Source organism: Bradyrhizobium sp. NAS80.1, from assembly GCF_001908205.1.
Lineage (GTDB): Bacteria > Pseudomonadota > Alphaproteobacteria > Rhizobiales > Xanthobacteraceae > Bradyrhizobium.
The window spans coordinates 1-26965 of sequence record NZ_LGHL01000115.1 but is presented as its reverse complement, the minus strand read 5'-3'; the positions used below and the strand labels follow the sequence as shown (position 1 = coordinate 26965).

The 26965-nt window shown below is 59.0% G+C and carries 20 protein-coding genes and 2 pseudogenes; 6 read left to right on the top strand and 16 right to left on the bottom strand.

Features of this window, described 5'->3' with window-relative positions:
- The first annotated feature begins 4 nt into the window (after positions 1 to 4).
- Positions 5 to 1603 (top strand): GMC family oxidoreductase, encoded by a 1599-nt coding sequence (locus AC629_RS24925; RefSeq protein WP_084807586.1) that lies wholly within the window; start codon positions 5 to 7, stop codon positions 1601 to 1603.
- Positions 1600 to 2652: a ferritin-like domain-containing protein gene (locus AC629_RS24920; RefSeq protein ID WP_168195583.1), complete on the top strand. Its 1053-nt coding sequence runs from the start codon at positions 1600 to 1602 to the stop codon at positions 2650 to 2652. The genes AC629_RS24925 and AC629_RS24920 overlap by 4 nt, the downstream gene beginning before the upstream one ends.
- A 682-nt stretch (positions 2653 to 3334) precedes the next feature.
- On the opposite strand, the gene AC629_RS24915 is transcribed toward AC629_RS24920, so the two are convergent.
- The 4 genes and pseudogenes from AC629_RS24915 to AC629_RS24900 all read right to left on the bottom strand — a co-directional run bounded on the left by AC629_RS24915 (position 3335) and on the right by AC629_RS24900 (position 10173).
- Entirely contained in the window at positions 3335 to 5449 is a 2115-nt protein-coding gene (locus AC629_RS24915; protein WP_084807584.1) for a putative bifunctional diguanylate cyclase/phosphodiesterase, read from the bottom strand.
- 384 nt (positions 5450 to 5833) lie between these two features.
- Positions 5834 to 6535, bottom strand: a pseudogene (locus tag AC629_RS24910) (putative bifunctional diguanylate cyclase/phosphodiesterase).
- Between the two features lie 1049 nt (positions 6536 to 7584).
- Positions 7585 to 8706: a GMC family oxidoreductase gene (locus AC629_RS49920; protein WP_283847673.1), complete on the bottom strand. Its 1122-nt coding sequence runs from the start codon at positions 8704 to 8706 to the stop codon at positions 7585 to 7587.
- A 693-nt stretch (positions 8707 to 9399) separates the two neighbouring features.
- Complete coding sequence (locus tag AC629_RS24900) at positions 9400 to 10173, bottom strand: SDR family oxidoreductase (RefSeq protein ID WP_084807583.1); 774 nt, start codon at positions 10171 to 10173, stop codon at positions 9400 to 9402.
- Positions 10174 to 11502: 1329 nt separating this feature from the next.
- Between AC629_RS24900 and AC629_RS24895 the strand changes: the two genes are divergently transcribed.
- Positions 11503 to 12210: a LuxR C-terminal-related transcriptional regulator gene (locus AC629_RS24895; protein WP_084807582.1), complete on the top strand. Its 708-nt coding sequence runs from the start codon at positions 11503 to 11505 to the stop codon at positions 12208 to 12210.
- 249 nt (positions 12211 to 12459) lie between these two features.
- On the opposite strand, the gene AC629_RS24890 is transcribed toward AC629_RS24895, so the two are convergent.
- The 4 genes and pseudogenes from AC629_RS24890 to AC629_RS47780 form a co-directional block, all read right to left on the bottom strand.
- Entirely contained in the window at positions 12460 to 13488 is a 1029-nt protein-coding gene (locus AC629_RS24890) for an NAD(P)H-quinone oxidoreductase (RefSeq protein ID WP_084807581.1), read from the bottom strand.
- Positions 13489 to 13799: 311 nt separating this feature from the next.
- Positions 13800 to 14528 (bottom strand): phosphotransferase family protein, encoded by a 729-nt coding sequence (locus AC629_RS47795; protein WP_283847677.1) that lies wholly within the window; start codon positions 14526 to 14528, stop codon positions 13800 to 13802.
- Positions 14470 to 14598, bottom strand: coding sequence for a phosphotransferase (locus AC629_RS50685; protein WP_210419108.1), 129 nt, complete (start codon positions 14596 to 14598; stop codon positions 14470 to 14472). The genes AC629_RS47795 and AC629_RS50685 overlap by 59 nt, the downstream gene beginning before the upstream one ends.
- 518 nt (positions 14599 to 15116) lie before the next feature.
- Positions 15117 to 15802 (bottom strand): annotated as a pseudogene (locus tag AC629_RS47780) (alcohol dehydrogenase catalytic domain-containing protein); the annotation flags it as partial.
- Positions 15803 to 15880: 78 nt separating this feature from the next.
- Here AC629_RS47780 and AC629_RS50250 point away from each other — a divergent pair.
- Positions 15881 to 16051 carry a hypothetical protein gene (locus AC629_RS50250; protein WP_349531240.1) on the top strand — a complete coding sequence of 57 codons (171 nt, stop codon included), beginning with the start codon at positions 15881 to 15883 and terminating at the stop codon, positions 16049 to 16051.
- A 203-nt stretch (positions 16052 to 16254) separates the two neighbouring features.
- On the opposite strand, the gene AC629_RS24870 is transcribed toward AC629_RS50250, so the two are convergent.
- The 6 genes from AC629_RS24870 to AC629_RS24850 form a co-directional block, all read right to left on the bottom strand.
- Positions 16255 to 16710, bottom strand: a complete 456-nt coding sequence (locus AC629_RS24870; RefSeq protein ID WP_084807580.1) for a (2Fe-2S)-binding protein — start codon at positions 16708 to 16710, stop codon at positions 16255 to 16257.
- A 67-nt stretch (positions 16711 to 16777) separates the two neighbouring features.
- Positions 16778 to 17584: a c-type cytochrome gene (locus AC629_RS24865; protein WP_143199415.1), complete on the bottom strand. Its 807-nt coding sequence runs from the start codon at positions 17582 to 17584 to the stop codon at positions 16778 to 16780.
- Positions 17581 to 19203 (bottom strand): cbb3-type cytochrome c oxidase subunit I, encoded by a 1623-nt coding sequence (locus AC629_RS24860; protein ID WP_084807578.1) that lies wholly within the window; start codon positions 19201 to 19203, stop codon positions 17581 to 17583. The genes AC629_RS24865 and AC629_RS24860 overlap by 4 nt, the downstream gene beginning before the upstream one ends.
- Positions 19196 to 19756: a cupredoxin domain-containing protein gene (locus tag AC629_RS24855; RefSeq protein WP_084807577.1), complete on the bottom strand. Its 561-nt coding sequence runs from the start codon at positions 19754 to 19756 to the stop codon at positions 19196 to 19198. Before AC629_RS24855 ends, AC629_RS24860 begins: the two co-directional genes overlap by 8 nt.
- Entirely contained in the window at positions 19753 to 19920 is a 168-nt protein-coding gene (locus AC629_RS47080) for a hypothetical protein (protein WP_168195581.1), read from the bottom strand. Before AC629_RS47080 ends, AC629_RS24855 begins: the two co-directional genes overlap by 4 nt.
- Positions 19917 to 22139 (bottom strand): xanthine dehydrogenase family protein molybdopterin-binding subunit, encoded by a 2223-nt coding sequence (locus tag AC629_RS24850; protein ID WP_084807576.1) that lies wholly within the window; start codon positions 22137 to 22139, stop codon positions 19917 to 19919. The genes AC629_RS47080 and AC629_RS24850 overlap by 4 nt, the downstream gene beginning before the upstream one ends.
- A 1014-nt stretch (positions 22140 to 23153) precedes the next feature.
- Between AC629_RS24850 and AC629_RS24845 the strand changes: the two genes are divergently transcribed.
- Together AC629_RS24845 and AC629_RS24840 are read left to right on the top strand one after the other, a co-directional pair.
- Positions 23154 to 23558: a phosphate-starvation-inducible protein PsiE gene (locus tag AC629_RS24845; protein WP_168195580.1), complete on the top strand. Its 405-nt coding sequence runs from the start codon at positions 23154 to 23156 to the stop codon at positions 23556 to 23558.
- Positions 23559 to 23750: 192 nt separating this feature from the next.
- Entirely contained in the window at positions 23751 to 24041 is a 291-nt protein-coding gene (locus AC629_RS24840; protein WP_084807574.1) for an FAD binding domain-containing protein, read from the top strand.
- A gap of 81 nt (positions 24042 to 24122) precedes the next feature.
- Here AC629_RS24840 and AC629_RS24835 read toward each other — a convergent pair whose 3' ends face one another.
- Positions 24123 to 25085 (bottom strand): HlyD family secretion protein, encoded by a 963-nt coding sequence (locus AC629_RS24835; RefSeq protein ID WP_245331990.1) that lies wholly within the window; start codon positions 25083 to 25085, stop codon positions 24123 to 24125.
- A 4-nt stretch (positions 25086 to 25089) separates the two neighbouring features.
- The coding region (locus tag AC629_RS24830) for an ABC transporter permease (protein ID WP_143199414.1) at positions 25090 to 26965 on the bottom strand (1876 nt) is incomplete at its 5' end.

Sequence of the window (26965 nt, the reverse complement as noted above, 5' to 3'; positions counted from 1 at the left end):
GCCGATGAAGGTGGACACGGTCATTGTCGGCTCGGGCGTAGTCGCCGCCGCGCTTTCGCAGCGCCTCCTCGAGCTAGATCCCAACGCGTCGATCCTCATTCTGGAAGCTGGCGAGAGGGTCAAGACGAAGGATTTTGGGCTCTGGCAGCACTACCTCGTCACCGGCAGGCTACCGTACGAACCCAATCGCGATCTTGATTATCCGCAGCGTGACGCGCCTGGCGAGAATTCCAGTATCGGCCGTACCACAATGCCACTGCAGGGCGCGCGCCTGTTCAATTACGGCGGCTCGACCATGCACTGGGGCGGATGGTCATTTCGCTTGAAGCCGGAGGATTTTAGGCTCAGGACCAACACGGGACAGGGCGCCGATTGGCCGATCAGCTATGACGACCTCGAGCCCTATTACGGGAAGGCCGAGAATTACCTCGCGGTGTCGGGAGACTCATCAGACACGACGGTCCCGCGATCGACCCCTTACCCCTTTGCGGCGTTTCCGCTCACGCTGCAAGACCAGCCACTGGCCCAGGCTTGCGAGACGCTCAAGATCTCTTACGCGAAATTGCCAATCGCGCGGCGCGGTGTTTCCGCGACGCCCTCGCGGCACGCGCCCTGCCAAACCACCGGCACGTGTAAGTATTGCCCGTTCGGTGCGCGTTATGTCGCCAGCAACTACATCGACGATATGCGCGCTTGGAACGACTACCGAAATTTCGAGGTCAGGCTGGGCGCCGCGGTCGAACGGATCGTCATGGGCGACAAACGCACCGCGGCCGCCGTCGAGTACATCGATCGTGATACCGGAGACATCGTTCGGGTCGAAGCGGGGCGGATCGTGATCGCCGCCGGTACGATCGAATCCGCCAAGTTGCTTTTGCGGTCGACTGGCGCTGATTGGCCAACGGGCGTTGGCAACGCTGGCGATCAAGTGGGACGGAATCTGGTGACACATCCTTATTTTGTGTTCACGGGTTCGCTGCCGAAAAACCCTCTCAAGCTGCAGCCCGAGATGGATTTCCCAACGTTCGTCTCGCGTCACTATGACAGCCCGGCCGAGCAACCGGCCGGGAAATTCATGTTTATCAATCCGCCGGACACCGTCCCGGTTGCGTTGGCCGCGAAGATGCAAGCGGGTTTTAACCGCGCAGAGCTCGACGCCTACGTCGCGGGTCCTCTGCCGCTCCAGATTCATGGAATGGTCGAGGTGTTTGGCCGGTTCGAAAATCGCGTGACCAACATTGCGCAACGCAATCACCTCGGGCTTTGGCAAACGGCAGTCGATTATTCGGCGGATCCAGGATTTCTGGCCCGTATGGCGACCATCAAGGCGGAGCTTCAGAGAATTTACATCGCGATGGGCGCGACACTGACCGATGATGCGACGATTTCGTGGCGCGCCGACCATGCCGGATCGACGTGCCGGATGAGCAATGAAGCCAAAGATGGTGTTGTCGATCCGACGCTCCGTGTGCATGGAACGGACAATTTGTATGTCTGCTCGAACGCAGTGTTTCCGGCGATTGGATCGATCAACCCGACGCTCACGGTGACAGCGCTGGCGCTGCGCCTAGCCGACCAACTTGCGGGAGCACGTGCGCCGTGAACAATGTTGCCGCCCAACCTGACAAAGGCACGCTGCTTACGTGGCTACAAACGGCGCTAGAGCTCGAACTCGCAACGATACCGCCCTACCTTGTCGCGCTCCTTTCCATACAGCTGCCCTCCAACAGAGAACCCGCCGAGCTCATTCGCAGCGTGATGATCGAGGAGATGTTGCACATGGCGCTCGTGGCGAACGTGATGAATGCCGTGGGCGGTCATCCTAGCATCGATCGGCAGGCCACGCCGCAATACCCGCTGCAAATGATGTTCGAGGGCGAGCAATTCGCAGACCGCCAATTTCCGATCAACCTGGCGGCGTTCAGCGCGGATGTGATCGAGACCTTCCGAAAGATCGAGGAGCCGCAACGTCTACGGCCGCAGGCCGAGCTGATGGCCCACAAGATCAAGGTGCCGGCGCTAACGATCGGGGAGTTCTATTCGCGGATCGTTGCGCTCCTCGAGCAGCTCGATCAATCGACAGCGGATGGCATCTTCACCGGCGATCCCGCAAATCAAATTTCCAAGGACTACTATTGGTCATCGGGTGGAGACATCGTCGCGGTCCACGATCTTGTGAGTGCAAAGGAAGCGCTCGATTTGGTTATTTCCCAGGGCGAAGCCGCGTGGTCAATACTGGCCGATGGAAGGGCCGCGTCACTGGGAATGCCGATGAAGATGGGACACTACTACCGCTTTAGCGAAATCGCCTACGGACGGCGCTATCAGGATACGGATGATCCCCAGCGCCCGCCGACGGGTGCTGTCATCGCCGTGGATTATTCCGCGGTCTATCCGATCAAGCCCAACCCGCGCGGACGTGACTTCGCCACGGGAAGCAAGCTTGCGAGCCTGAACCATTCCTTCAACCAGCGCTATACGGCCATGCTGGTTCAACTGCGCGAAGCGCTGAACGGGACGCCGAAGACACTGTACACGGCGATCATGGACAGCATGCATGAGCTGACGCCGATCGCGCACGAGATGATGAAGATCCCCTGCGGCGAGGATAGCAACCTTGTCGGCTGCCCAAGCTTCGAGTGGACTGAATGACTTGGCGCACTACCTAACGCGAGCAAGCATCGCGTCCCGAACGCTGCACCACGGCCAAGTCCAAGTCATGGTACAAATTGAAAACGAGTGTAATCGCTTCGCACTCTGTTCACCTCAAGACCGTCCAACTCTTTGCGATCTCTTTGCGCCGTTGCAAGTCCGTTCTCAGTCTGACGACGGCGGCAGGAATCTTGAGCTCAACGGTATAGGAGCGCGGGGGTGGTAGCGGAGGGGCGCAACCACCGATACCGACATTCGCCAATGGTATCTATTTGATGGTAATTGGCGTCGGCGGAATCAAAATCAACTCGATTATTTAATGACTCCAGGGCGCATTTGGAAGAAAGGCCGAAACGACGCTCCAGCAATTTTAGTAGCTTGGCAGTCGTTTCCAAATAGGCAAGCGGAAGATCGGTCCAGAGAGACCTGAGAGCGACGGGGCTGCGGGCAATGTCGATAGCGAATTCAATTCGACCTGCCTCGCCTTGCTTCCGGTCGTTGACACAAACGCCGCAGCATAGAGACAGGCCCGCATCGCAGGCGGCAGACGAAAGGTTCTGGCAATCAAACGCCGGACAGGTTTACTTAGTTTGGTTCGCGCTTATATGTCCGAGCGTTGTTTTTCTGTCGACATAGTGGGGAGTAGACAACGCACCAGCCGCGACCACCATAGCGGGCTAAGTCAGCTCGCTGCACCAGTAGCCCGTTCTTCCGTGGTCATCTCTCGATATGAAGACGCGAACATCTCGAACGTCTTCGCCGGAAGCGGCTTTGAAAAGCGAAATCCCTGAAGCTCATTGCAGCCCTCCGCCGCCAGCAGGGCTTCCTGAGCGGCTGTCTCGACGCCTTCTGCGGTAACCTCAAGCTTCAGATTTCGCGCCATGGCGATAATGGATCGCACGATCGCAGCATCCTCGGCGCCCGATTGCTCCGTTATATTCTTTATAAAGCTGCGATCGATCTTGATTCGCGTAAGCGGGAATCTCGTCAGGCAGCTCAACGACGCGTAGCCTGTGCCGAAATCGTCGAACGCAATGCCGATCCCCTTCGCACGCAATTGCTGAAGAGACGCGATGATCGTCTCGTCATTTCTAAGAGCAATGTTTTCCGTCACTTCCAGTTCCAGAGCATCCGCCGGCAATCCGCTCTCGTTCAACGCCACCTCTACATCGTCGAGCAGGGTGCCGTGCCGGAACTGGACAGCAAAGAGATTCACGCCGATGCGAAGGCCGGATATTCCCTGCCTCCGCCACGAAGCGGCGACCTGGCAGGCAGCTGTCAGTATCCATCGGCTCACTTCAAGGGCAACGGCGCTCTCCGACAGAACATCGATAAAGGCGGCGGGCGCCAAAAGGCCCTTGTCCGGATGTTGCCAGCGGAGGAGGGCTTCCACCCCGACAATCGTCCGGTCGCTGGAACGGACCTGAGGTTGAAAATGCAGCACGAACTCATGATTAATGCAGGCGCGGCGCAGCTCGCCCTCCAGCTCACGCCGGGCGCTTGCTTTGGCGCGCAGCGTCGGGACAAACAGTCGAGGCATTCGTCCCCCGGCATTCTTAGCGTCGTACAGGGCAAGGTCGGCATTGGCGACCAGCTCGTCTATGGTGGCCCCGTGCGCCGGCGCCACGGCAACGCCTGCGCTGGCGGCAACAAATAGTCTGTGGCCCTCGACTTCAAAGCACTCGGTCAGGCGGCCGAACATGACTTTGACGGCTTGAATTGCGACAAGCGGATCTCCGCAGTCAGGCAGCGTCAAAACAAATTCATCGCCGCCGAGCCGGTACACGCGCCGCCCTGCTGCGCCGGCAGCCGCGCGGTCGGCAACCATTTCGAGCAGTTTATCGCCAATGGTGTGGCCGAGCGTATCATTTATGTCCTTGAAACCATCGAGATCGAATATCGCAATCGATACCGAACGGGCATCGAGGTCAGCGAAGATTTCCTCGAGATCTTCATTGAGACTGGTGCGATTGGGAAGCCCCGTCAACTGGTCGTAATGCGCGAGCCGCTGCAACTTCTCCTCTGCGATCTTTCGCTCAGTTACATCACGACCAATTAGGAAGTACTTCTGCTCAGGCTCAGACCACACACCAGACCAGGCCAGAGAAATGATGGCGCCGTTCTTGTGGACGTACCGCGTCTCAAAATTTCGTGTGCCCTGGCCGCTCTGTCGCCCTAGCTTCATCTCCCTTCGAATGCCGTCCAAATCTTCAAGGTAAATGAAGTCCGTACCGTTTCGACCGATCATCTCCTCCGGCCGGTACCCCACGATGGCGAACGAACTGGGACTGACCCGAATGAAGATTCCATTTGGATCGGTGACGAGGATGAGGTCCAGCGAGGTGTCGAAGAGGCGTTGTCGTTCGCGTGTTTCCTGGCTTAACGCGTCCGCCTGAAGGCGGAAATCGGCGTCGGCCTTTGCTCTCTCCCTGGCAGCCAACGGAAGCCACCGAAACACAAGCAAGCCGAGAACGGCCAGAGCCGCTATCACGTTCAGCACTTTCGGAATGACGAGATAGCTTGGATCGCCAAGAATGGACACCAGCGAACTCGGGAGCAAACCGTACTGTCCTCCGAAATATATCCCGAAATAGAAATTCTCGGCGATGTTACGCGTCGTATCGATGACGAGCACCGACAAGAGCAGTCGCACGGTCCCGAATGTCCGCGGATTGCGGATGTAGGCGACGCTCATTGCGGCGAAGACCGCAAGCCACAGGGCTATGATGACCCAATAGATCAAGGCGGCTGCGAGAGACATCATCGAAAGAGGGCCCTTCGTGAACGAGCCTTCCATCTAAGACAAAGGCACCTCAACGACTGGTTGATCTATGGAAGCGTCTGCTTGCAGGCTTAACGACCGCTTAATCCAGTGCCCCACACGGCGGGCCGTAGAGCTGGATTACCGGGTCTTGACGCGGAGCCTGTCATCCAGCGGCGTTTCGCGGACCCACTGGCGTCCGCCCAGTGATGACGCCGAGGGTACAATCGCATTTGTTGTTGAGCTCGTAATACCGGGCCCAAGCCCCAAATGGCGCCTCACTTGCGCGTGACGCCGGCGTCTGATCATGTCGCCGCCCCGCTGAGTGAAGGTTCACTCTCCGGCTGAAGTGCCGGTGCGACAACAACGGGCGACCGCATGAGCTCGGCGATGCGGTCGGCGGAAACGTGGGCTTGCTCATCAGGAATCCCTGTATTTCGTCGCAAGCGAGGTCGCGCAGAAATTCGTGCTGCTCACTGGTTCAACCCCTTCGGCAACGATCGTCAACCCGAGTGCCTTGCCCATATCGACGAAGGCCTGCGCGATGGCCTTATCCTCGGAGTTTTCTGGCAGCTCACGAACGAACGATCGATCGATCTTGAACGTGTCGAATGGGAATCGCTTCATCACAGACATCGATGAATACCCGGTTCCGAAATCATCGATGGCGAGGCGCACACCCCGGCTCTGGATCGCATCCAGGGACCGGACTGCTCGCTCGACATTGAGCATGACCATGCTCTCGGTGATCTCGATCTGCAGGAGGCCGGGATCCATGCCGCTCACCCGCAGCGCATCGTCGATATCCCGCAACAAGTTCTCGTCCGCGAACTGCCGCGGCGACGCATTGACGGCAATCGAAAGCGGAGGAAGCCCGTCGCTTTGCCAAGCCACATTCTGTTCGCAGGCCGTACTCATGACTCAACGGCCAATCGGGACGATCAGGCCGGTCCCCTCGGTGAGCGCAATGAACCGCAAGGGAGACAGCAATTCCAGAACCGGATGATTCCAGGGAAACAGGGCCTCCACGCCTACGATTTGTCCTGTCGCTACGTCCAGCTTCGGCTGATAGTGGAGGCACAACTCGTTTCGATGCAGGGCATGCCGCAGGCCCGCTTCCATCATCAAACGATCGGCAGAGTGCGTCATGATCTCCTTGGAGAAAAACCGGATATCGTTCTTGCCCTCCTGCTTGGCAAGATATTCTTCGGAAAGCACCTCATCCAGGAGATTTATGGGGGGATGATTGATGTCATGACGGCTACGCCGGAATCGCGCCTAAGCTGAAAGCATTCGTAGTTCGAATAGCTCATGATGGCTTCCTCCACCTGTTGCCATAAATTAAGCGAAACAAGTCGGCTGTATCGATCGTGTGGAGGGCTTCGAACCGCAGTCCTCGCAGAAGAACTCGGCGCTGCCTTCGGTGATGACAAAGCCGCTGGCCATCTGCGAATTTCCTTCAGCTGAGGTTGGGGGCAGTCGAGTACTGCCGCCTTTTGTTTTTGACTCCACGCGTTTCGTTGCCATCGGCCTGCTTCATCTGAAGTAGAATGAGGCTGCGCGGCAACTCGTGCGGACCAGTGTAAGGCTTTGCGAAAGCTCTGTTCGATGTGCCGAACGCTGCCTGCGATGCCATTGCGACCAACGTTACTCCTGCAGCCTGAACGACTGTGCGGCGTGTAGGCATTTTTCCTCCACCCCGAAATTCCAAGCGAGAAGTCCAACGTTGAATGTCTGGCAAGCGCCACCACTGACGCGCTCATGGCGCGCTTGACAGAGCAAATCGCGAGGACATCAACTTGGCAACTCATCGATAGGTTAGCGACTGGAGAGTGCCCTCTTCTTGCGCTCTAACCCTTTCATCGAACACTATGAACTATGCTCTCTCTCGCACATATTTGTCACCTATCTGAAGGTAGGGCGCGCTCATCGAAATTTGCGGACATACTAGCGAATCCTTTTACGATCGGGACTCTCGCTGGCGACCAGAGCAACACTATGAAGGCCCGATCGAGGATTTACCACTCAGTGAGAAGTGGAACGACAAAGTTGCAATGATACGCGAGAAAGATCTCCGAAGACAACATGTGGAGGCGCAATGGACTCCCTCGGTCAGAGAACATTCGCTACGGGTTGCCGGAGGTACGTTACTCAACCAATTGCACTCACAACTATCTATTCTGTGCGATGATCACATCGCTCGCGCGCTCGCTCACCATGTAGACCGCGCTGCAGACGAAAATGGCAGGGATACGTGGAAAGACGCTGGCATCCACGACGCGCAGACCATGCACGCCTCGCACCCGGAAATCGCCATCGAGCACCGCCTGCGAATCATCCGCAGCGCCGATCTTGCAGGTGCAGGAGGCATGATGTCCCCAAGCGTTGTTGTGCACCCAGTCGCGCAGTCCCTGCTCATCGGTGTTCCTGCCGGGTATCACCTCGTCGGCTATGATGCTGCTCAAACGAGCGGCGATCCGCCGGGCAAGGGCAATGCCGTCCAGCACGCCCTGCATATCCTTCCCCTCGACGTCGGTGCCTTCCTCGAAATAACGGAAATCGATCAGAGGCCGGTCTCGCGGGTCGGTGCTCACCAGCGTTATCGTGCCGCCACGGTTCTGGGTATGGGCCTTGAGCACCAGCAAGGTCAGCCGGTCATGCTTGAGTGCGGCTTCGGCCGCATAGCCTGGATAGTAGCCGTGGAAATCTATTGGCAGCGCCATGACGTATAGGTCCGGATCTACTCCCGCGACGCTAGATCGGGCGACGAAAGCCGCCAACGAGCCGTTGGTGCTGTATGGGCCACCCCGGTCTTTGTCCCACTCCACAAAAAGACCGTCGCCCTTGCCGTCACGACCCGGCACGTTCAGCGTCTGATCTTTGAAGATCGCGTAGTCGTGGATCATCCGATGGACCACGCAAACCTCATAGCGATCATGTAGGTTGGCGCCCACACCGGGCCGATCGAGACGCACGGCGATACCGTGACGCTCAAGCTCGGCCCGAGGGCCGATGCCCGACAGCATCAGAATCTGAGGCGTGTTGTATGCCCCGCCGGCGAGGATCACCTCGCGCCGAGCATAGGCCTTCTGGGGAGAGCCAGGGCCATGTGCGTCGGCTGCATTCGGGTCTCCCATGTAGAGGCGTGCGCCGGAGAGGTAAGCCACGCCGACAGCGCGATCGCCCTCGAAGAGCACTTCGGACACCAGCGAGTGGGGGGCGGATCTCCAGTTTGTCCGGGCGCTTGCGCTGCGCCGCGAGGATGCGCTCGCGCGAGCCGTGGCGGTTGCCATCGCCCACTGCGACGGGGACCAGGATCATGCCCTCACCCCGATTCTCGACAAAGCGCGAGTCATTGGGGTCGTTCGGCAGGACCACATCCTCAGGGGTGTGGTAAGTGGCTCGGCTCTCAGCGTCGATTGCGTTGATTATCTCCAGAAACCACGGCTCGCGCGAGGCAATCTTTGGATTGGCGCGACTGATTGGAAGCCAGCCATTATAGCCGTGGTGCGAGCCGTCGCCGGGCCGGGTTGGATGGGCGGGATCGGGGTCGGGCCCGCGCCATGACTCGAGCCGTTCGAACCGGCGGCGCATGGCGTCGGGACTCCAGTCGTCGTCTCCGGTCAGGCTGGCGAGGTATTCCCAGTCAGAATTGCTCGGATACAGCGTGATCATGGCGCTGATTGCGGTCGAACCGCCCAGCGTAGCCCCGCGCGGATAGAGGATGCCGTCCTCTTTCTCGACATATTTCGGATCGCGCTCGCGCTTATCACGGTCGGCATAATGCCAGACAAAGAAGTCCCAACGCATGTCCGCGTCCTCGCTGGCGCGGGCCTGCATAATCGGAACCTGGTAATAAGGGCATATGTGTTCGTCGCCGGCCTCAAGCAGCAGGACAGAGAAGCCTGCCTCAGTCAGGTTGGCCGCCAGTGGCCCGCCACCGGCGCCGGATCCGACGACAATGAAGTCATGCGTTGCCTGTCCGTTCAGATCTGGAGATCCCATTCGGCCTCCTGCTCCTTGCGTGCCATCTCCTCGGCAGTTCCTGGGCGAACGGTCCGGTAACGCGGATGCTCCGCTTCAATTACTTCGATGATCGCCGCAATCATCTCGGCCGGATCGTGCTGGCGGGTCAGCTTGCGCACCGGCCAGTGGTCAATCACCCGTTCACCCTGCCCCCACCACTGATCCATGCTTTCCATGCCAGTGTCGTTAAAGCCCGTGCGATAAGCACCCGGATTAACTGTCAGGACCTCGACACCATAGGGCTCCAATTCTTCGCGCATTGCCGAACATATGGCTTCCACCGCGTGTTTGGAGGCCGCATAAGCACCATCAAACGGCACCTTCACCAGTCCCGCGACCGACGACGTCCAGACAATTCGTCCAGCCCCACGCCTCACCATTGCCCGCGCGAAGCCCTGCGCCAATGCAAGCGCGGCAAAGACATTGGTCTCGAATACTGATCGGAAAACCGACATGGGAATCTCTGCCATAGGCCCCGATTCCATGATGCCGGCATTGTTGAACAGAACGTCGATCTCACGCCCGAACACGTTTCCTCGGTCGATCTCGTTGAGCACATCAAGTTTTATGACGTCCAGTGCGAGCCCACCCGATTGCGCGGCCTGCCGCAGTTCCCAAACCTGAGGCCAAATTTGGCAGCCAGCGATCACTCGATGCCCTCTCTCGGCCAGACCGAGTGCCGCCCCCCGTCCGAATCCGGTCGCGGCACCAGTTACGAGCACAGTTTTGCCCATCGCATCGCTCCTTCAGAGCCGAAGAGACACCGCGCCGCCCCGAACCGCCTCGCTTTGGCCGCTCAGCGTTCGACCCCATGAACGCGGACGGCTAAACAATTCGCGCCGTTGTCACCGTGCGAAGACGAAGCCGCGAGCAACAAGAATGCTTATCAACAGCTCCAAGGTCATACCGCACTCCGCGGCAATATCGCCCCTGACAATACCCGCAGGCAGTTCAAATATCTCTCGGGCGCGGAGACCAGAACGACGATGCATCTTCACTGGAACCCCTCTCAACCACCGGCCGAGAAAGCTACGGGCGCCAGCAACCTCAACGACAAAGGCGCGCCCTGATGCTCACGTTCCAAGCTTACCGCACTTTCAGACATATTTCGACCGAAAGGACCGAACGTGGAAGTCAAGGCAATTGGCCCTGCGATGCGAGCAGACCGCGCGGTATCTGTCGTCGCACAGACATGGTTGTCCTGGACCGGCGCTTAAAACGCCTCAACCCGCGCGCCATATCGATTGCTGGTCACTGAGATAGGCATTGCGAACCAGCAATGCCTATCTCATCTCTAGGGAGACACGCGTGCATTCCGACGAAGTCTCGTCAGACTGCCCGACCTCCGGGAGAAGCTATAGTACTCGCCGTTGCGAGAGACGATCTGTCTGAATCTGTTACCTTTCTCAAGGCAAACGTCGACAACGCCCTTTCAAGAGGCGAGTTCGACCGGCTGCTGCAATGGCTCGACGTTCTGCCCGAACACACGGTACGGCACGATTCTGAGCTATCGGGATACAAGGCTTGGCTGCTTTATTTCCGTGGTCGTCTAGGCGAGGCAGAGACTTACTCCGAGTTGGTGACTTCAAGCGATTTATCGGCCGGTATTCAATCTGGACCCTTGCTCGCTTTTCAAGCGTTCCTCGCCATCAATCGGGGGCGGATCCGCGGTACGCAGACACTGGCTGCGACCGCAATCGAGAGCATGGGGGGATTCGCGGTCTTTCTACCGCGCATTATCGATGCTGCTCATGGGCGGCGCTCAGCGCATTTCAGAACACCGTAGGGAGGCAGACAACGCTTCGTGGCGCAATCAGGCTGGGCCGAGCAGCTCGGTAACCCGACCGTCAAGCTCGATGCGACGAGCGATCTTATTCCATTGATGTATTCTGCCGGCAACCTACGCGAGGCGATAAAACTGTGCGAGCAAACCATGCGGGACAACGCCATGACGTCGCTCGGAGGCGCCGCGGCTGGGCTCCTGAATATCAGGCTTGGCCATCTCCTCTACGAAACGAACAAATTGGACAGGTCCCACGCGATGCTCGAGATGGACTTGAGATATGCACGCGCCTGGGTCACTCCAACTATATCTAACTTGGCAGGAGGCATCTCGCTCGCCTTGCCTACTCGAACTTGCCCGTGACCTGCTCGCCGACGCTGCCCAGCTCGCTGATCGTTCGGAAAGCCCGCGCCAAAGGCGTCGGATTGACGTCGTATCCGCCGAACTTCTCATTCGCGACGGCAACGTCGTCGCCGCGGCAAATCTGATCGGCCCCGACTCGGCCGAAGGCGCGACCGAGCTTGAAAAGCTGATCTTCGTTCGTCTGCTCCTGGCGCAGGACCGACCGCGTGTCGTGGATAGCCTGCTTGCGCATCTGGAAACCGCCGCACGACGCGACAGCCGCCTCGGTACGCTGATCACGATATTAACCTTGCGCGTCCGAGCCGCCGAGGCACGCAACGATAAGGCCGCGGCGGATCGCCTGATCGTCGAAGCCCTCGCACTTGCGGCACCACAGCGCTCCGTCCGCTCGCTGCTTGATGAAGGCCCCGGATTGGTCGAAATCCTGCAACGCACGACACCGATGTCAGTTTACGCAAGACCATATCTTGATAAATTCGGCGCGTTTTCCGAAGAGGCCGGTGAGACGCGTACACAAGGTCCGCTCTCGAAGACTGAAACCAGCATCCTGGAGCTTGTGGCTCAGGGCATGAGCAATCGCGAGATTGCGCACCGTCTTTCGATTACTGTCGGAACAACGAAGTAGCATAGCCACAATATCTATCAGAAACTTGATGCATCAAGTCGCACCAGCGCCGTCCACCGCGCGCACGTCATGGGCGTGATCTGAGCCACCGATGTTTGGGCGGCGACACCAGATAAAATATGGATTACAGCATTTGGACGGCGGCATGACGCTATCTCGCTTGCGATCTACTTGACCGGGGCGCGGCTCATGTGGTTGCGCTGCATCGAACAGAACCCGGCCCGAACAACCGGACGAACTGAGGCTGCGTTACTCCCCCTGCACGTTGGCCACCTTCAGCACGATCTTTCCGACGTGCGAACCGCCCTCCATCAATCGATGGGCATCCGCAGCCTCAAGAAGAGGAAAGACGGCGTGGATAATGGGCAGACAGCGCCCCGCCGCCAGGATCGGCCACACCTTCTCGCGGAGTTCGGTCGCGATCCCCGCTTTTTCCTCACTTGTGCGCCCGCGCATCGTTGAACCAGTGACAATCGCACGCTTCAGCGCCAATTGCTGGAGATCGAATCGCGCCGTCGTTGTTCCGCCGAGGAAACCAATGACGACAAGCCGTCCGTCACGAGCCAAGGCCGCCATGTTGCGATCGAAATAGGACGCTCCCATAATATCCAGCACGACATCTGCACCGTGCCCACCTGTGCGGCGGGTCACGACCTCCGCAAAGTCCTGGGTTCGATAGTTGACGGCCTCAGCCCCCAGCGCTGCAATGGCCGCACATTTCTCCTCGCTGCCTGCCGTCGCGAATGCCCGAATCCCGAATTCTCGACACAGTGCAAGCGCGGTTGTGCCGATACCGCTCGATCCGCCGTGGACAAGGACGATCTGGCCTTCTTTCGCTCCTCCAATCTGGAACAGATTGGCCCAGACGGTGAAGAAGGTTTCAGGGATTGCACTTGCCGTGATCATATCGAGGCCCGCCGGAAGCTGCAGAACCTGGCCCGACGGAACCAGACAATATTCAGCATAGCCCCCGCCATTGGTTAGGCCGCAAATCGCCTCTCCCACCCCGACACCTGTTACACCTTCACCGAGTGCGGCAACACGGCCGGCAATCTCCAACCCCGGCGTCGGGTTTACCCCTTCAGGCATCGGGTAGTGTCCTTGCCGCTGGATGACATCGGGCCGATTAACGCCCGCGGCTTCGACCTTGACCAGAACTTCTCCTGCTGCGGGGCGTGGCACCGGCACTCGCCTCGGGATGAGAACCTCCGGGCCACCGGGTTGGTCGATGGTGATCTCCGTCATGTTTTCTGGCAGTACACTCGACGTGTTGCTCATTCGCGCACTCCCACTCGTGGAAATTCTCCAATCTGGTGCACCGGGCGCCTGCAGGTCAACCGAACCTGCAATAATCCCGTGCGCATTGCAGAAATGCTCGGGATATTTTCGCTAACGCATGCAGTCACTGGTCGGCGGGTCCGCCTCCGGCTCTCTATCCTAGACCGGCCGCGTAGCGCTTTGCGAATTCCCAGCCAAGCTCGGCCATTGGACGCGCCTTGCGTCCCGTCTCGACGGCGTCTGCCGCCGATGCATTTCCATCCAATGCGCGGCGTGCGACTCCCTGCATGATCGCCGCTAGCCGGAAGAGATTATAGGCGAGATAGAAGTCCCAATGATCGTTCCCCTGCCGGTCGCCTCAGCGTATTGACGTAATAGCTTTTCTCGTCAGGAATGCTTAGCGATACGACATCGAGGCCAGCCATGCCTCGCCACAGCGCAGCCGGAATATGCCAGCCCAAGCAATTGTAGGAAAAGTCCGCCAGCGGATGACCGAGCGTTGACAGCTCCCAGTCAAGAGCTCCGATCGCGCGCAGTTCTTTCTTGTCAAAAACAAGATTATCGAGACGATAGTCTCCATGCACCAGCGACGTCTCGTCACCGGGAGGAACATGCTCGGGCAGCCACTCCATCAACGCTTCGAGCGCTGGAATGTCCTCCATGCCAGAGTCCCGCGCCTGTCGCGTCCACCGCGCAATCTGACGCGCGAAATAGCTTCCAGTTCTGCCATAATCGCCGAGTCCAACCGTCTTGTAGTCGACCTGATGGAGTTCGGCCACAAAACGGTTCATTTCCGCATAAATGGAGGCACGCTGATCCCGGTCGAGATTCGGCAACGAGGGGTCGACCAGCACGCGACCGTCAAGGAAGTCCATGATGTAGAATTCCGCTCCAGCGATCGCCTGATCTTCACAGTAGAGATAGACGCGCGGCACCGGAACGCCGGTGCCCGACAATGCACTGATGATCCTATACTCTCGATCAATTGCATGAATGCGCCGATTTAAGCAACTGCCCCGACGGCTTCTTCCGCAGCACATAACGTCGGTGGCCGGATGTGATCCTGTAGGTGGGATTCGACTGTCCACCAGCAAGATAGGCGAGCTCAATTCCCGGTCAATCGATCAAACCTTCCCGATGAAGGAATTCGGCGAGGGGACCGCTGTCTAAAACTATACTTGAGGCACTCATAGCGCCACCCTATTTCCAAGATCCGAAGTGACTACGTTCGTGCTGAAGTCATTCCGAAAGCAAAATCGTGTGCCATTCTCGGCATCGCTCCCGAACGGCCCAGCCTCGCATATCGATAGATCCGCGCAGGCGGGCGTATCCCTCAAATGCCCGCGCGCACAGCCGATTCGAATCGCCGCGTTCACAACGCCGCGCAGCGCTTCTGGTGATTTTTGGCATCGATACTTCCTCTTGTGCGAATTGTCCTGATGAGACTTCCGCGCGGCTCGCACGATCAAGCACCTGCCAGGTGCGATACACATGTCGGTAGCGTCGAGCCCATCGTGAAGCTTCTTATTCAGAGCGTGTTTGACCAGGTGGCCGCCGTCGACCGGAACGACGGCGCCAGTCATGTATTCCGATGCACTCGACGCCAGCAGCAGCAGTGGTCCGTCGAGGACGCCGCTCGTCAACTCCTTGACGCGCTCGATGCCGCCCGAGCCGCGTTCGGCCACGATGTCCGTTGCGCCGCACTCGCGCGCCAGCTCCTGCCGACTCTTGTGTCGGCTCATTGCGATGATGCGCTCAGCACCCATCTCTTTCGTCGCCAGCACGCCCATCAATCCGACGGCTCGGACACCGACCACGGCGACGGTACCTCCCCGACGGACATTGGCAGCATCTGCGGCGTACCACGCCGTGCCGAGAACATCCGAGGTCGCCAGGAGATGTGGAACGAGATCGTCTCCGGGCATTTCCGCCGTAGCGACGAGCGTTCCGTCGGTCAGCGGCACGCGCGCGTAGGGCGCTTGGGCGCCCGTGATGAATTCGCGCTGCACGCAGGAGGACTGAAAACCGCACTTGCAGTGCGGGCAGGTGTTATCCGAGAGGCAGAAGGAACCGACAACGGACTACCCAGGCGTACGGTTTTGATGGCGTCGCCAACTTCGACCACGACACCGCAATATTCGTGTCCCATATGAGCCGGTTCATCCGTCGGATGCAAACCGCGATATGGCCAGAGATCGGACCCGCAGATGCACGTGGCCGACAATTTGATGATAGCATCGGTCGGCTTGACGGTCTTGGGATCGTCAACCTTTTCGAAACGGACGTCGCGCGGGCCGTACACTGTCGCAAACATGCCCACTCCTCGTCTTTTAAGCGGGTGAAAGATGTTCGATTCCGTTTGCAGGCAGCCTTAGCGCGCTAAGTCTACTACCTGGTTGCTGAAGACGTGATCAGCGTTGCGGACGTCGATACCGCCTTATGCTCGGGACCCGCCCTGCGATGGGGAATCATGGGGCAGGTGCTGCTGAATCAGCTCGGCGGAGGACAAGGCGGCATCGAACATATCTTCGAGCAATTCGCAGGGCCTATGACCGCCTGGTAGAAAGTGCTTGGGTCGCCACAACTCACGCCCGAGGTCCAGAAGAAGCTGATCGATTGTGTCCGAGCTGAAGTCGGATCTCGTTCCATCGATGAACATTCGGCCGAGCGCGATTCGCTCCTGCTGGGCTTGCTCGAACTGCGGCGGAATGCATCAGCGACTGAGAGTGAACCACTTTCTATCTTTTGGCATCAATAGATGTCAGATCAGCCTGCAGCAGCAAGAAGGATCGCGTTCCGAATGCGCTGGTAGGTACCGCAGCGGCAGATATTGCCTCCCATTCCGTCATCTATGTCACTCTCCGTCGGTTTGCTCTTCTCGTTCAGCAAAGCCGTTGCCGAAACGATTTGCCCCGATTGACAATATCCACATTGGCTCACGTCAAGAGCCAGCCAAGCATCCTGGATCCTTTGTCCGCTCGGAATCTTGTGAATGCCTTCTATCGTGACTACGACTGACGTACCGATGCTATCGAGCGTCGTGATGCAGGATCGCGTCGGCGCGCCATCAATCAGGACTGTGCATGCTCCACACAGGCCCCGGCCGCAGCCGAATTTGGTCCCAGCCATACCTAATACGTCACGAAGCACCCACAAAAGAGGCATCTCGCCTTCCAGATCGAGTTCGTAGATATGATCGTTGATGGTGATTTTGTAGGCCAATTTTCAGTCTCCTGTATCGATGGGCAAAACTGTGAACTGAACGGCCAGTCGCGGACCCCTTTTTACCTCAGGGACGGCTCGCATAGTAGCGAGCCGCCTCGTCAATCTCCGCCGACGACATATTGCGCGCTATATTGCGCATCTGCTTGTCGATGTCGTTGGTACGCCGGCCACTGGCGTAGGCCGCCAACTGCGCTCGCAGATAGACGACCGGTTGGCCGTCCAGCCAGGGCGTCCCGATTTTCAGATCTCCGCTACCATGACATGACCCGCAGGCTGGAACGTTGCGGGTCGGCGAACCGATTGCCACAATCGGGGGCTCCCGCATTCCCAACCGCACCGGCTCGGCTTCCCGCCGCGCCTGCGCATAGTAGGCGGAAAGATCTAAGGCGTCCTGCTCGCTCAAGGCCTGCACATATTGCCTCATTACAACGCTGACACGCGCGCCGGTTTGATAGTCGCGCAACTGTTTGAAAATAGCACCTGCGGGTTGTCCGGCGAGATTCGGAGAAGGGAATTTGGCCCGTGTGCCATCGACGCCACCATGGCATGCCGCACATGTTCGGGCTATCGCTTTACCGCGCGCGATAGATTCCGCCGACGGATGCGCGAACCGGCCTGGATTCAGTTGAACGGTCGACGTGACGAAGGTGGCCTCGACGGGCGTTTCACTCGACGGACGGGCGGCCACACCGGCCGCGCTGCAGATGGAGTCCCAAAGCCCCTTGAGATCCACCACATCACTTTGCAAACGCGGAAGGATGATCAGGCCAACCAAGGCTGAAACAATGGCCAAAGCCGCCGTGAATGTGACGGAGCCGACGAACCAGCGGTTCGCCAATGAAAAGAGTGCCTCCTCTCTGGCTTCATTCACCGGTTTGCTCCAACATAAACGGCCGATACAGAGTGGCCTTGGCTAGCCATTTGTATGATTGGGAAACCGTAGTTCACGGCCGTTAGACCGATCATCAACGTCAACCACAATCCATAGCTGTGGAGTGCGACGAGTGGACGCGCGGGTTCGTAGATTGGGGTGCTGAAGCGATAGACGCCCGGATCAACGCGCCGCCCGCGATGTCCTTTCCAAAGAATTGCAAGGAAAAGTAATGCCGAAATGACGACCACGATGCCGCCAACCGCGGACACAACCACGCTCAACGCTTGCGGCGATAGGGTGGGATTGGAATAGTCGTAATAAGCCATCCGCCGGGGCATCCCGAGAAGCCCGACATAATGCCATGGAAACGTCGTTACGACGATGCCAATGAACCAGGTCCAGAGCTGCGCACGAATGAGCGCGACATTTCCGAGCTCGCGACCGGTGAGATGCGGCCAGAGGTCGTAGGCGATCGCAAAATACATAATCACGATGGCGCCGCCATAGATCAGGTGGAAATGGGCCGTGACCCATTGCGTATTATGGATGCTGGTGTCGAGCTGGTAGCTCATGTTGATAATGCCTCCGGCGCCACCGAAGCCGAGCAGCAGGAACGAGAATGTGACCGCCAGCATCATTGGATTCTGCCATGGCAAGGCTTTAACCCAGCCAAACCAGCCCTTGCCGCCGCGCAGTCGGGCTGCTGTTTCAACCGAGGCGCAGATCGTGAACACGGTCAGAAGCGTCGGCAAGGCAACCAGAGCCGTGAGAGTGGAATGCATGAATTTGAAGCCCGCGCCAACCTCTGGATCAGTATAGAGATGATGGATCCCGATCGGCATGGCGACAACAAGAAAGAGGATAAACGAAACCCGCCCCATCGTATCACTATACAACCGCCCCCCGATGGCGCGGGGTACGATTGTGTAGTAGGCGATATAGGCCGGCATCAGCCAGAAGTAGACGATAGCGTGCAATGTCCACGAGAAAAACAAGCGCGCCAGACCTGCATCGATTGTCGTACGCAGCCCGGCTGCTACCGGAAGGATTTGCAGAATAAGCTCCAACGTAGCGCCGAGCGCCGTCCAGCCCCAGAGATATGACGAAGCAACATTCGCATACATGGCGAGCGGAACGGGCTTACCCGGATTTTCGCGTTTCCAGTAGCGCAAGTTGATCGACATCAGCGCGACCCAAATCCACGATCCGAGGACGATGAGGACGAGGCCGACGTAAAAGAGCGGGTTTCCGATCAGCGGCGGGTAGAATGTAAAAAGGACCGACGCCTCACCCGCTGAAATTGTCAACGACGCGATGACGCTGCCCGCCAAGAGTACGAAAAATCCCACCCAAGCAGCCTGCACGCCGGCAAGAGGACGCTTTAGCGACAATTCGCTGATTGCATAGCCGAACCCCATCGAGACTAGCGTCGGAAAGACGTAGGCCATGATGGACCCATGCGCGGTCACAGAGCGGAAGTACCAGTCCGACGTTCCGAAGGAGCTGTGAAGCGGCGTTCTGATCAGCATCTGCCATGCACCAAGAACGATCGCTATGGCGAAACTGATAAAAGCCAGCCAGAAATGCGCAAGGATCAAGCGGCTATTATTAATCACAGGTCACCCTATTTTTCTGAGACGGCAGCTTCAAGAATTCGTCCCGGTCGATAACGCGAACGCGGGCCCACATGCCCTCGTGGCCCAGCCCGCAATATTCATGGCATGGCATCAGACGCTCACCTGGCGTAGAAAACCGTGTGGTCTGTATGCTGACGTAGCCGGGAACGAGCATCGTGTTGATGTTGCTGCCGGTAACAATAAATCCATGCACGACATCGGCACTCGTCGCTCGAAACGTCACGTTCGTATCCGCGGGCACGAGCATACATTGCGGCGTAAACGAATACTGCAGCCCGATCACGCGGACAGTCACAGAGCCGTCGGATTCGAGTGCACTGCCCAGGTTGGCTTCGGTGAACTCGCCGGAAATGTGCAGTGTATTCGGATCAACAAGCTCGACACCGCTCTGCGGCATCACCTGATGAGTGATCCCGGTGATAGCGGCCAATCCGACGATGACGACGATCGCGACGGTCGCCAATATCGCCCAGCGACGTTCTGCGCGAACCGCCACCTCTTCTCCTTGCGACTCATGATCAATATTGGTCATGGCGAAACACGCGGCAGAAAGACAAAGAGATAAAAAGCAAACCAGATGCCGAACACAACGATCGTTGCGACGAAAGAAACAGAGACCGCGCCCGCCGGACCGGCTTTGATGATGCGGTCAAGCACATCGGATTCAGCCGTATCGGGCTCGCTTGGTTCAATCATCTGGTCTTCCCCCCCGTTGCAAGCTGACCGATGCGTGTAAACTCGATGCCTTTCTGCGGCGGCAAAAGCGGAAGGGCTCGCAAGCGCTTGCCGGTCGCCGAAAAAATCGCGTTGCCGATCGATGGCGCAACCGGTGGAACGCCGGGCTCGCCGATGCCGGTCGGCCGTTCCCGCGACGGCATCACGTAGACCTCCACCTTCGGCATTTCGTGAATTCGCGTCGGCTCGTAACTATCGAAATTGTCCTGCTGCACCACGCCATCGGAAAGCGTGATCTGGTTGCGCAGGGCTGCAGAAAGCGAGAAGCCAATCGCGCCCTCGACCTGCGCGACTATGACATCGGGATTGACCGGAATGCCGCAATCAACCGCGGCGACAATTCGCTCTACCTTGATCGAGCCGGCCGAAGCATCGACCTGCGCAACCATGGCGATACGGGTTCCAAACGAGGCATGGTATGCAATGCCGCGGCCGCGGCCGCGCGGCAAGGCTTCGCCCCAGCCAGCTTTGTCAGCCGCCATTTTTACAACGGCTGCGTCACGGGACTGGCTCCCTAGCAGGGCCAGACGAAAGGCGACAGGATCCCTCTTGCTTAAATAGGCAAGTTCGTCGACGACGGTTTCCATGACATAGGCGGAATGACTATGGCCTACCGAACGGAACCACGACACAGGGACGGGAGAGACCGCGCTGTAAGAGTCGACCGCAAAGTCTGGAATATCGTAAGGCGTATCCACCACGCCCTCAACGCTCGATTCGTCGATGCCATTCCTGACCATGACCTTTTCAATAGCCGTTCCCGTAAAGATAGACTTGGTCGCGATCTTATGCTGCCATCCGCAAATTCGGCCATTACCGTCTAGGCCCACCTTGACCTTGTGAAGGGCCATTGGGCGATAATATCCGCCGCGAACGTCGTCCTCTCTAGTCCAAACGAGATGGACCGGCGCTTTGCCGTACGCCTTGGTGACGGCCGCGAGCTCGGCAATCCAGTCCCCAGTTGCACTTCCGCGGCGTCCGAAACTGCCTCCACCGAGCAACGTATGAATGCGAACCTGTTCGGGTTTCAGCCCAAGCACCGTTGCGGCGACGAACTCGTCGATCGACTGCAGCTGGCAGCCAGACCAAATTTCCACTCCGCCGGAAGTAAGCTCCATGACCGCGTTGAGCGGCTCCATAGGACAGTGGGCCAGATAGGGAAAAGTGAACTCCGCCTCGTAAACCTGGGCGGCCATCGCAAGCTTGCCCTTCGCATCACCCTGTTTTTTGGCGCTGGTGCCGTCATTCGCCATGAGTCGGCGGTAGTCGTCGAAGATCGCCGGAGTTGAGCGAGTCTCCGCCTCGTCGGTTCGCCACAAAACCTTCAGCGCTGCCCGTCCGCGCATGGCCGACCAAGTATCGCGTGCAATCACAGCCACACCGTAAGGCACCTCGATCACGTCGATCACGCCCGGAACGCGTTTGGCTGCAGTGCTGTCAAAGGACTCCGCCTTCGCGCCGAAGCGGTCGGGCCGCTGCAAGACCGCGGTCACCATTCCCGGACGACGCACATCCATCGCATAGACCGCCGCACCCCTGGACTTTGCTCCCGCGTCGAGACGAGGTAATTTCCTACCGATCAATATCCATTTTGACGGATCCTTGAGCGTAACCTGGGTCGGAACTGATTGGTGCATGGCGTCAATTGCAAGCTCGCCGAAGCTCGCCCTGCGCTCCGAAGTGCCGTGGCGAACAACGCCGCCCTCCACGGTGATTTCGACCTCCGGAACATTCCAGCGCATAGAAGCAGCAGCGATAAACATGATGCGCGCCGCAGCGCCGACCTGACGCATTTGGTCAAAAGCACCCGCTGTCGACGTCGATCCTCCCGTCCCCTGAACGACCCGATACACCAGATTGGCGTACAGCTTGGTGTTATTTGGCGCGAACTCAAAGCGCATCTGCGCCCATTCCGCCCCGAGCTCCTCGGCAACCAACGTCGCAAGCCCGGTGGTCACGCCCTGCCCCATCTCAAAATGCTTACTGATCAATGTTACCGTATTGTCAGCGCTGATCTTGAGAAAAATGTTAGGATCGAAGGACCCCTCTGCGACAGAGGCTTCCTGTGCCAGCGCGACAGGTACCGCAAAAGGCAATCGCGCGCCGATCAGAAAACTCGATGTCGCGGCAAGTCCGCCTGCAAGAAGGGAACGACGCGACATATATATCTCGCGGTGCATGACCCTCTCCTTTCGCCCCGATAAGCCATCGCTCCACTAGAATGGAATTTGAGGGTCTCGATCCGCCGCGTTGCAAACGCCTCACCGCATGGTCACATCTTCTAACAACTGTCAGTTCGCCCTTACTGTCGATATCGTTCCGCCATCGGTAAAGTCGGCCAGTTCGCATTAGCATTAGGTGAGCGAATAGGGCGAAGGGAAAACGGCTTTCTCTTCCGCTGCGTCAGGCGTCGGATTGCGGTCCTCGGAGCGTGCGTCAGCCCTATGTGTCTCCTCGACTGAACATTGATCTTGTTAGCACTTTATATCCGGTCTGATCTCGGCAACAATGAGGGATTTCCCTCAATGTCCTTCAATCCTCCGATCCGGCTGAGCGATGCGCCATTGCCGATCAGGCTCATTTCACGTGGCCGCTGGACGAAAGCCCTTCCACTTCGCCGATGACGGAAAGCGTCGGTGGCACGTTCGATGCCGCCAATCCTCCCACGGCAAAGTCCCGCCTGCCCTACAGGCAGTGCTGTTTCCACGATACGGTGTGATATTCTGCGAGGCAGCCACTCTATCGCGCCTATTGCCAACTGACATGAGCGGGGCGCTGGCATGAAGCAAGGCCTGAGGGAACGACGCGACACATATATCTCGCGGTTCGTGACCCTCTCCTTTCGCCCCCGATAAGCCAACGTTCCACTCGAATGGAATTTGAGGATCTCGATCCGCCGCGTTACAAACGCCTCAATGGCGGATTCAAAACGACCGACCGCTGACTGGGGGCAATCGCCTCCCGATAGGAGGCAAGGTTCGACGTCGAGGCACACTAAGACTTTCTTCCCTCGATCGCTGCCGGCCTGATATTATCGCTTCACACAGCGTTGGACAGCCGGCCACCGATGCGGAAAATGAAGTCGAGTGGTGTGCCGTTTGTTCAGGATACTCGGTCAATGCAATCGGCTTTTGGATCAGATGTCGGAGTCACTGACTTTTCTTCAGAGAACTGCTGGGTCCGTTCATCGCAGGATGAAGAACGCAGCGGATGCGGTTGGGGCGTTGCTGGTCGATGGCTTTCACTATTCTATGTTGTTCGCGATCGGTGCAACGACCGTCTGGTCAGCAGTCGCAGCATTCGGCAGCATGATAAGCAAAGGCAGGGCGGAGCTGTCGGATATCCTGCTGTTGTTTATCTATCTCGAAGTTGGAGCGATGGTTGGTATTTATTTTAGGACAACAAGGCTTCCAGTTCGATATTTGGTCTACATCGCAATCACAGCGTTAGGCCGGGTTCTGATCGAGATCGGGGGCGCAGAACATCGCACTGGGGCGGATCTTCTCATTGTGGCGGGAGCCATCCTGGTTTTGTCCTTTGCCCTATTGGCGCTGCGCTTTGCCTCCCCTCACGAGGATGTTAGTGATAACCCTCGTTAGGCCGCGTTACAGGCTACATCTTCGGGGAGATGATCCACGGCGGCCGCATGGCCGCCGTATCGGCGGAGAACGCGATCGTGGCGACGGCGCGCGTGTCTCAAGCCTCGTGTGCAGCTTGCTCCACGATGGAAAAATTGTCCAAGCCGTTTGTATAAACTGTCCGTTAGCCATTGATATTGTTGACCGCTCAGGATGGGCAAGGCCGTTTGCGGCGTCGCGATGGCCGCGGCTCCCACGGCCGATGGCCTTCGCGAGATCCGTATTGCCCTCGCAGGCGTCGCAGACAGACCGGTTCTTACGACGTGCGCCGCCCGGCTGGTCGAGCGCGGAGGCTGGCCCGATTTGGCTCATTTGCGCGCCGCGATTGGCATGGAGATCGAGGTCACCAGCGATACTTCGATCGACGCCGATCTGCGGCTACAGTTTGCTGGTGTTCTCGTCCATCGTTGCGTCAAGGAACTGATGAATGAATGCGATCACTGAATGCATTTCCGTTACGTTGATTGTGAATGGCGAGGCCGCCGCGCCGATCTCTGATCGACTTCTTGCGCGACGATCTTGGTCTTACCGACGGTCAATCCAAACCGTCATGCCCGGCTCCAGGCCTGCCGTTTCGCCCTCCGGATCAAGGCGCAAGCGCAGCGTGTTGCGATCGTGATCGCCGATCACCCGCTCGGCCTGCCAGGTGGCGAACACCCCGAGCGGGCGCAGTTCGGTGACGACGGCTTTGGTCGCGGCATCAGCGCCGTTTCGCAACACATTGACCGTCTTTCCGACCGCAAGACCGCCGAGGTGATCTTCGCGCGCGTTGAACGAAAGCCATTGCTTGCCCGTGGCTTCGACCATCAGGATCGGTTGACCCGCGCGAACGTTCTCGCCCACCTCTGCGACGATAATGCTGATCACACCGTCGGTCGGAGCGCGCAAGATCATCTTGTCGAGACGGCGCACGAGCACGGCGACTGCGGCGGCGGCGGACTGCACCTGCGTGTCGGCGATCGCGCGTTCCTCTTTGGTCGGCCCCGCCACGGCCGCATCATAATTCGCCCGGGCCTCCGCCACACCGGCGCGTGCGCTCGCAACGTCGTTTTCGGCCTGGTCAAGCGCCTGCTGCGACTCGAAGTTCTGACGTGCGAGCGTGCTTGTGCGTGTGAGCTGGGCCTGCACATAGTCGAGCCGGGCGCTTGCCTTCGCGATTTCAGCTTTCAGGGACTCAACCTGTTCACGACGGACGCCGGCGTAGACGTTGTCGCGGTTCGCGATTGCCGACGCAAGTGCGGCACGCGCCTGGTCCGCCTGTGCCGTCAGCTCCACCGCGGAGAGCTGCGCCAGGACATCGCCCGCGTGCACGTGGGCGCCCTTCTTGACCGTAATCGACGCGAGTTGGCCGGTCACTTCCGGCTCGACCCTGACTTCGGTTGCGCGCACGACGCCGACCAGCGTGGCCGGCGATCTGGAACGATACGCGGAGTAGATCAGGACGCCCGCGACGAGCACGAGCGAGATCGCAATCGTGGCGGCGCGCATGGCTTTATGCATGTCTCTGCCCTCTCTTGACGGCAAGCGCCGAGATCACGGCGAGCGCGAAATAGGCTAGTGCCAGGCACCACAGCCAGAGCCAGTCATGCCCGACCTCCCAGATGCTGGCACCGAGCTGGTTGATGCGCACGAGGCCGTCAATCGCAGAATCGGCTGGGAACAGCCGCCCAAGTGCAAGGGCTGCGTCGGGGATTGCTTCGCGCGGCCAGGCGAAGCCGGCAGTGAAGAACTGAGGCAGGCTGGTTGCCAAAAGGACGAGGGTCGCGTTTTCCGGCCGTGTGAACCACGCCCCGATGGCCTGTCCCATGAAACTCGTCGCCAGCAAGAAGATGGTTGCGAGCGCGAGGATTTGCGGAAGATGGCCGAGCGCTGAAAAGCCGTAGATCCGCGGCAGCACGATGAGATAAAGCGCGAGCGCGGGAAGGTAGATGGTCAGATGGGCGACGCCGCGGCCGAGCACGCCGGCGAACGCGCCGCCGGCGCTCGCCAGTGCCGTGCCGGTCAGCATCGCCGCGCCGATCAGGAGAGTCTGCTGCAGGATCAGCACAAACGCCGCCGGGACGACGTAGCTCGCATAGCCGCCCACGGGATTGAAGATGGGCTGCAGCAGAACGTCGGCCGGGCTCGAACTCGCCAGCTTCGCCTTGATGAGGCTTCCATCCGAGCGTGCGCCTCGCGAAACGAGCTCGGACGTCAACGCTCCGATGGCCGTGGCCACGCCACTTGCGGTCGATCTGAACATGAACAGGTAGGTGGCATCCGCGTAGATCGGAATGTGAGCGGTGATGCCCTTGAGCACGTCGCGCTCGGTGCCTGCCGCGATTTCGACGGCGGCAAAGGCTTCCCCGCGATTGATTGCGGTGCGCGCCTCGGCAAGCGTACGGGCGCGAACCGTTACGTTCAAAGCGCCACTCGCATCCAAGGTCTCGACGATACGGCGGCTGAGATCGCTCATATCGTTGTCGACGACTGCGATGGGAAGCTTGCGAAGAATCTGGTTCAGATAGGGTTGCGGATAATAGATGCCGTAAACCAGCGGAGCCAGGAACAGTGTGCTGAAGGCGCTTCGCGTTCCGAGCACGCGATGCCACTCCGCCGTGAAGGCGCCGCCGATGCCCCGCGGTGTCGGGCTGATCTCTGGCTGCTCGGCGGGTCGCGTCGTCTCAAACCAGCCCTTGCGCGTGAGGCTCGCCATGCGCAGTAATGTGAGGCCGGCAAAGAGCACCGCGAGCCCCGCTAGTGCGGCGAAGGAAACGGCGGAATCCGAGACCGGCAATCCCCGCGCTGCTTGTCCCAGCAAGACGGCCATGTACCAGCGCAGCGGCAGAATCGCGCTCCAAGTCTGTGCAAAGGCATTCATGCTGATTATAGGAAAGCCGACGCCGGCATAGCCGAATGCAGGAGAGGCAATGAGGCCTGCAAGTCCGAGCCCCGTCGGCAAGTCGCGCGCCAGGAGCTGCAGCAAGGCACCCACGGACAGGTAGGCAATGATCAGGAGGGAAGCCGCTGCGATCATCAACGGCAAGTCTCCCCTGAAGGGAATCTGCAGCACGCCCTCCAGAAAGAGCGGCTCTGCCAGCATGATCAGGAAGAATATGCCGAACAGCGGCGCGAGCTTGCCGGCCAGCGCGACGACCGGATCGCCTCCGGCGCTTTCGAGCCAGGCTCGCGCGTCGCGACGGCGGAATTCGGAGCCGACCGAATAGCCGGCGGCGAGCGTGATCACGACATGGATGATCGTCGGCAGCAGCGCACGCAGCAGGAACTGCGCATAGTTCTTTTGCGGATTGACAAGCGCGATGGTCTCCGCGGTTAGCGTTCCCAACGCCGCCGGCGCGGGCGCGGCGCGCTTGGCGGGCGCCGCCACG

What these genes read in the sequence shown, in the direction of transcription:
- AC629_RS24925 (WP_084807586.1), top strand. Translation starts at nt 5, where the DNA reads ATGAAGGTGGACACGGTCATTGTCGGCTCGGGCGTAGTCGCCGCCGCG.
- AC629_RS24915 (WP_084807584.1), bottom strand. Translation starts at nt 5,449, where the DNA reads ATGGAAGGCTCGTTCACGAAGGGCCCTCTTTCGATGATGTCTCTCGCA.
- AC629_RS49920 (WP_283847673.1), bottom strand. Translation starts at nt 8,706, where the DNA reads ATGGCAACCGCCACGGCTCGCGCGAGCGCATCCTCGCGGCGCAGCGCA.
- AC629_RS24900 (WP_084807583.1), bottom strand. Translation starts at nt 10,173, where the DNA reads ATGGGCAAAACTGTGCTCGTAACTGGTGCCGCGACCGGATTCGGACGG.
- AC629_RS24895 (WP_084807582.1), top strand. Translation starts at nt 11,503, where the DNA reads ATGCACGCGCCTGGGTCACTCCAACTATATCTAACTTGGCAGGAGGCA.
- AC629_RS24890 (WP_084807581.1), bottom strand. Translation starts at nt 13,488, where the DNA reads ATGAGCAACACGTCGAGTGTACTGCCAGAAAACATGACGGAGATCACC.
- AC629_RS47795 (WP_283847677.1), bottom strand. Translation starts at nt 14,528, where the DNA reads ATGTGCTGCGGAAGAAGCCGTCGGGGCAGTTGCTTAAATCGGCGCATT.
- AC629_RS24855 (WP_084807577.1), bottom strand. Translation starts at nt 19,756, where the DNA reads ATGACCAATATTGATCATGAGTCGCAAGGAGAAGAGGTGGCGGTTCGC.
- AC629_RS47080 (WP_168195581.1), bottom strand. Translation starts at nt 19,920, where the DNA reads ATGATTGAACCAAGCGAGCCCGATACGGCTGAATCCGATGTGCTTGAC.
- AC629_RS24850 (WP_084807576.1), bottom strand. Translation starts at nt 22,139, where the DNA reads ATGCACCGCGAGATATATATGTCGCGTCGTTCCCTTCTTGCAGGCGGA.
- AC629_RS24845 (WP_168195580.1), top strand. Translation starts at nt 23,154, where the DNA reads ATGAAGAACGCAGCGGATGCGGTTGGGGCGTTGCTGGTCGATGGCTTT.
- AC629_RS24840 (WP_084807574.1), top strand. Translation starts at nt 23,751, where the DNA reads ATGGGCAAGGCCGTTTGCGGCGTCGCGATGGCCGCGGCTCCCACGGCC.
- AC629_RS24835 (WP_245331990.1), bottom strand. Translation starts at nt 25,085, where the DNA reads ATGCGCGCCGCCACGATTGCGATCTCGCTCGTGCTCGTCGCGGGCGTC.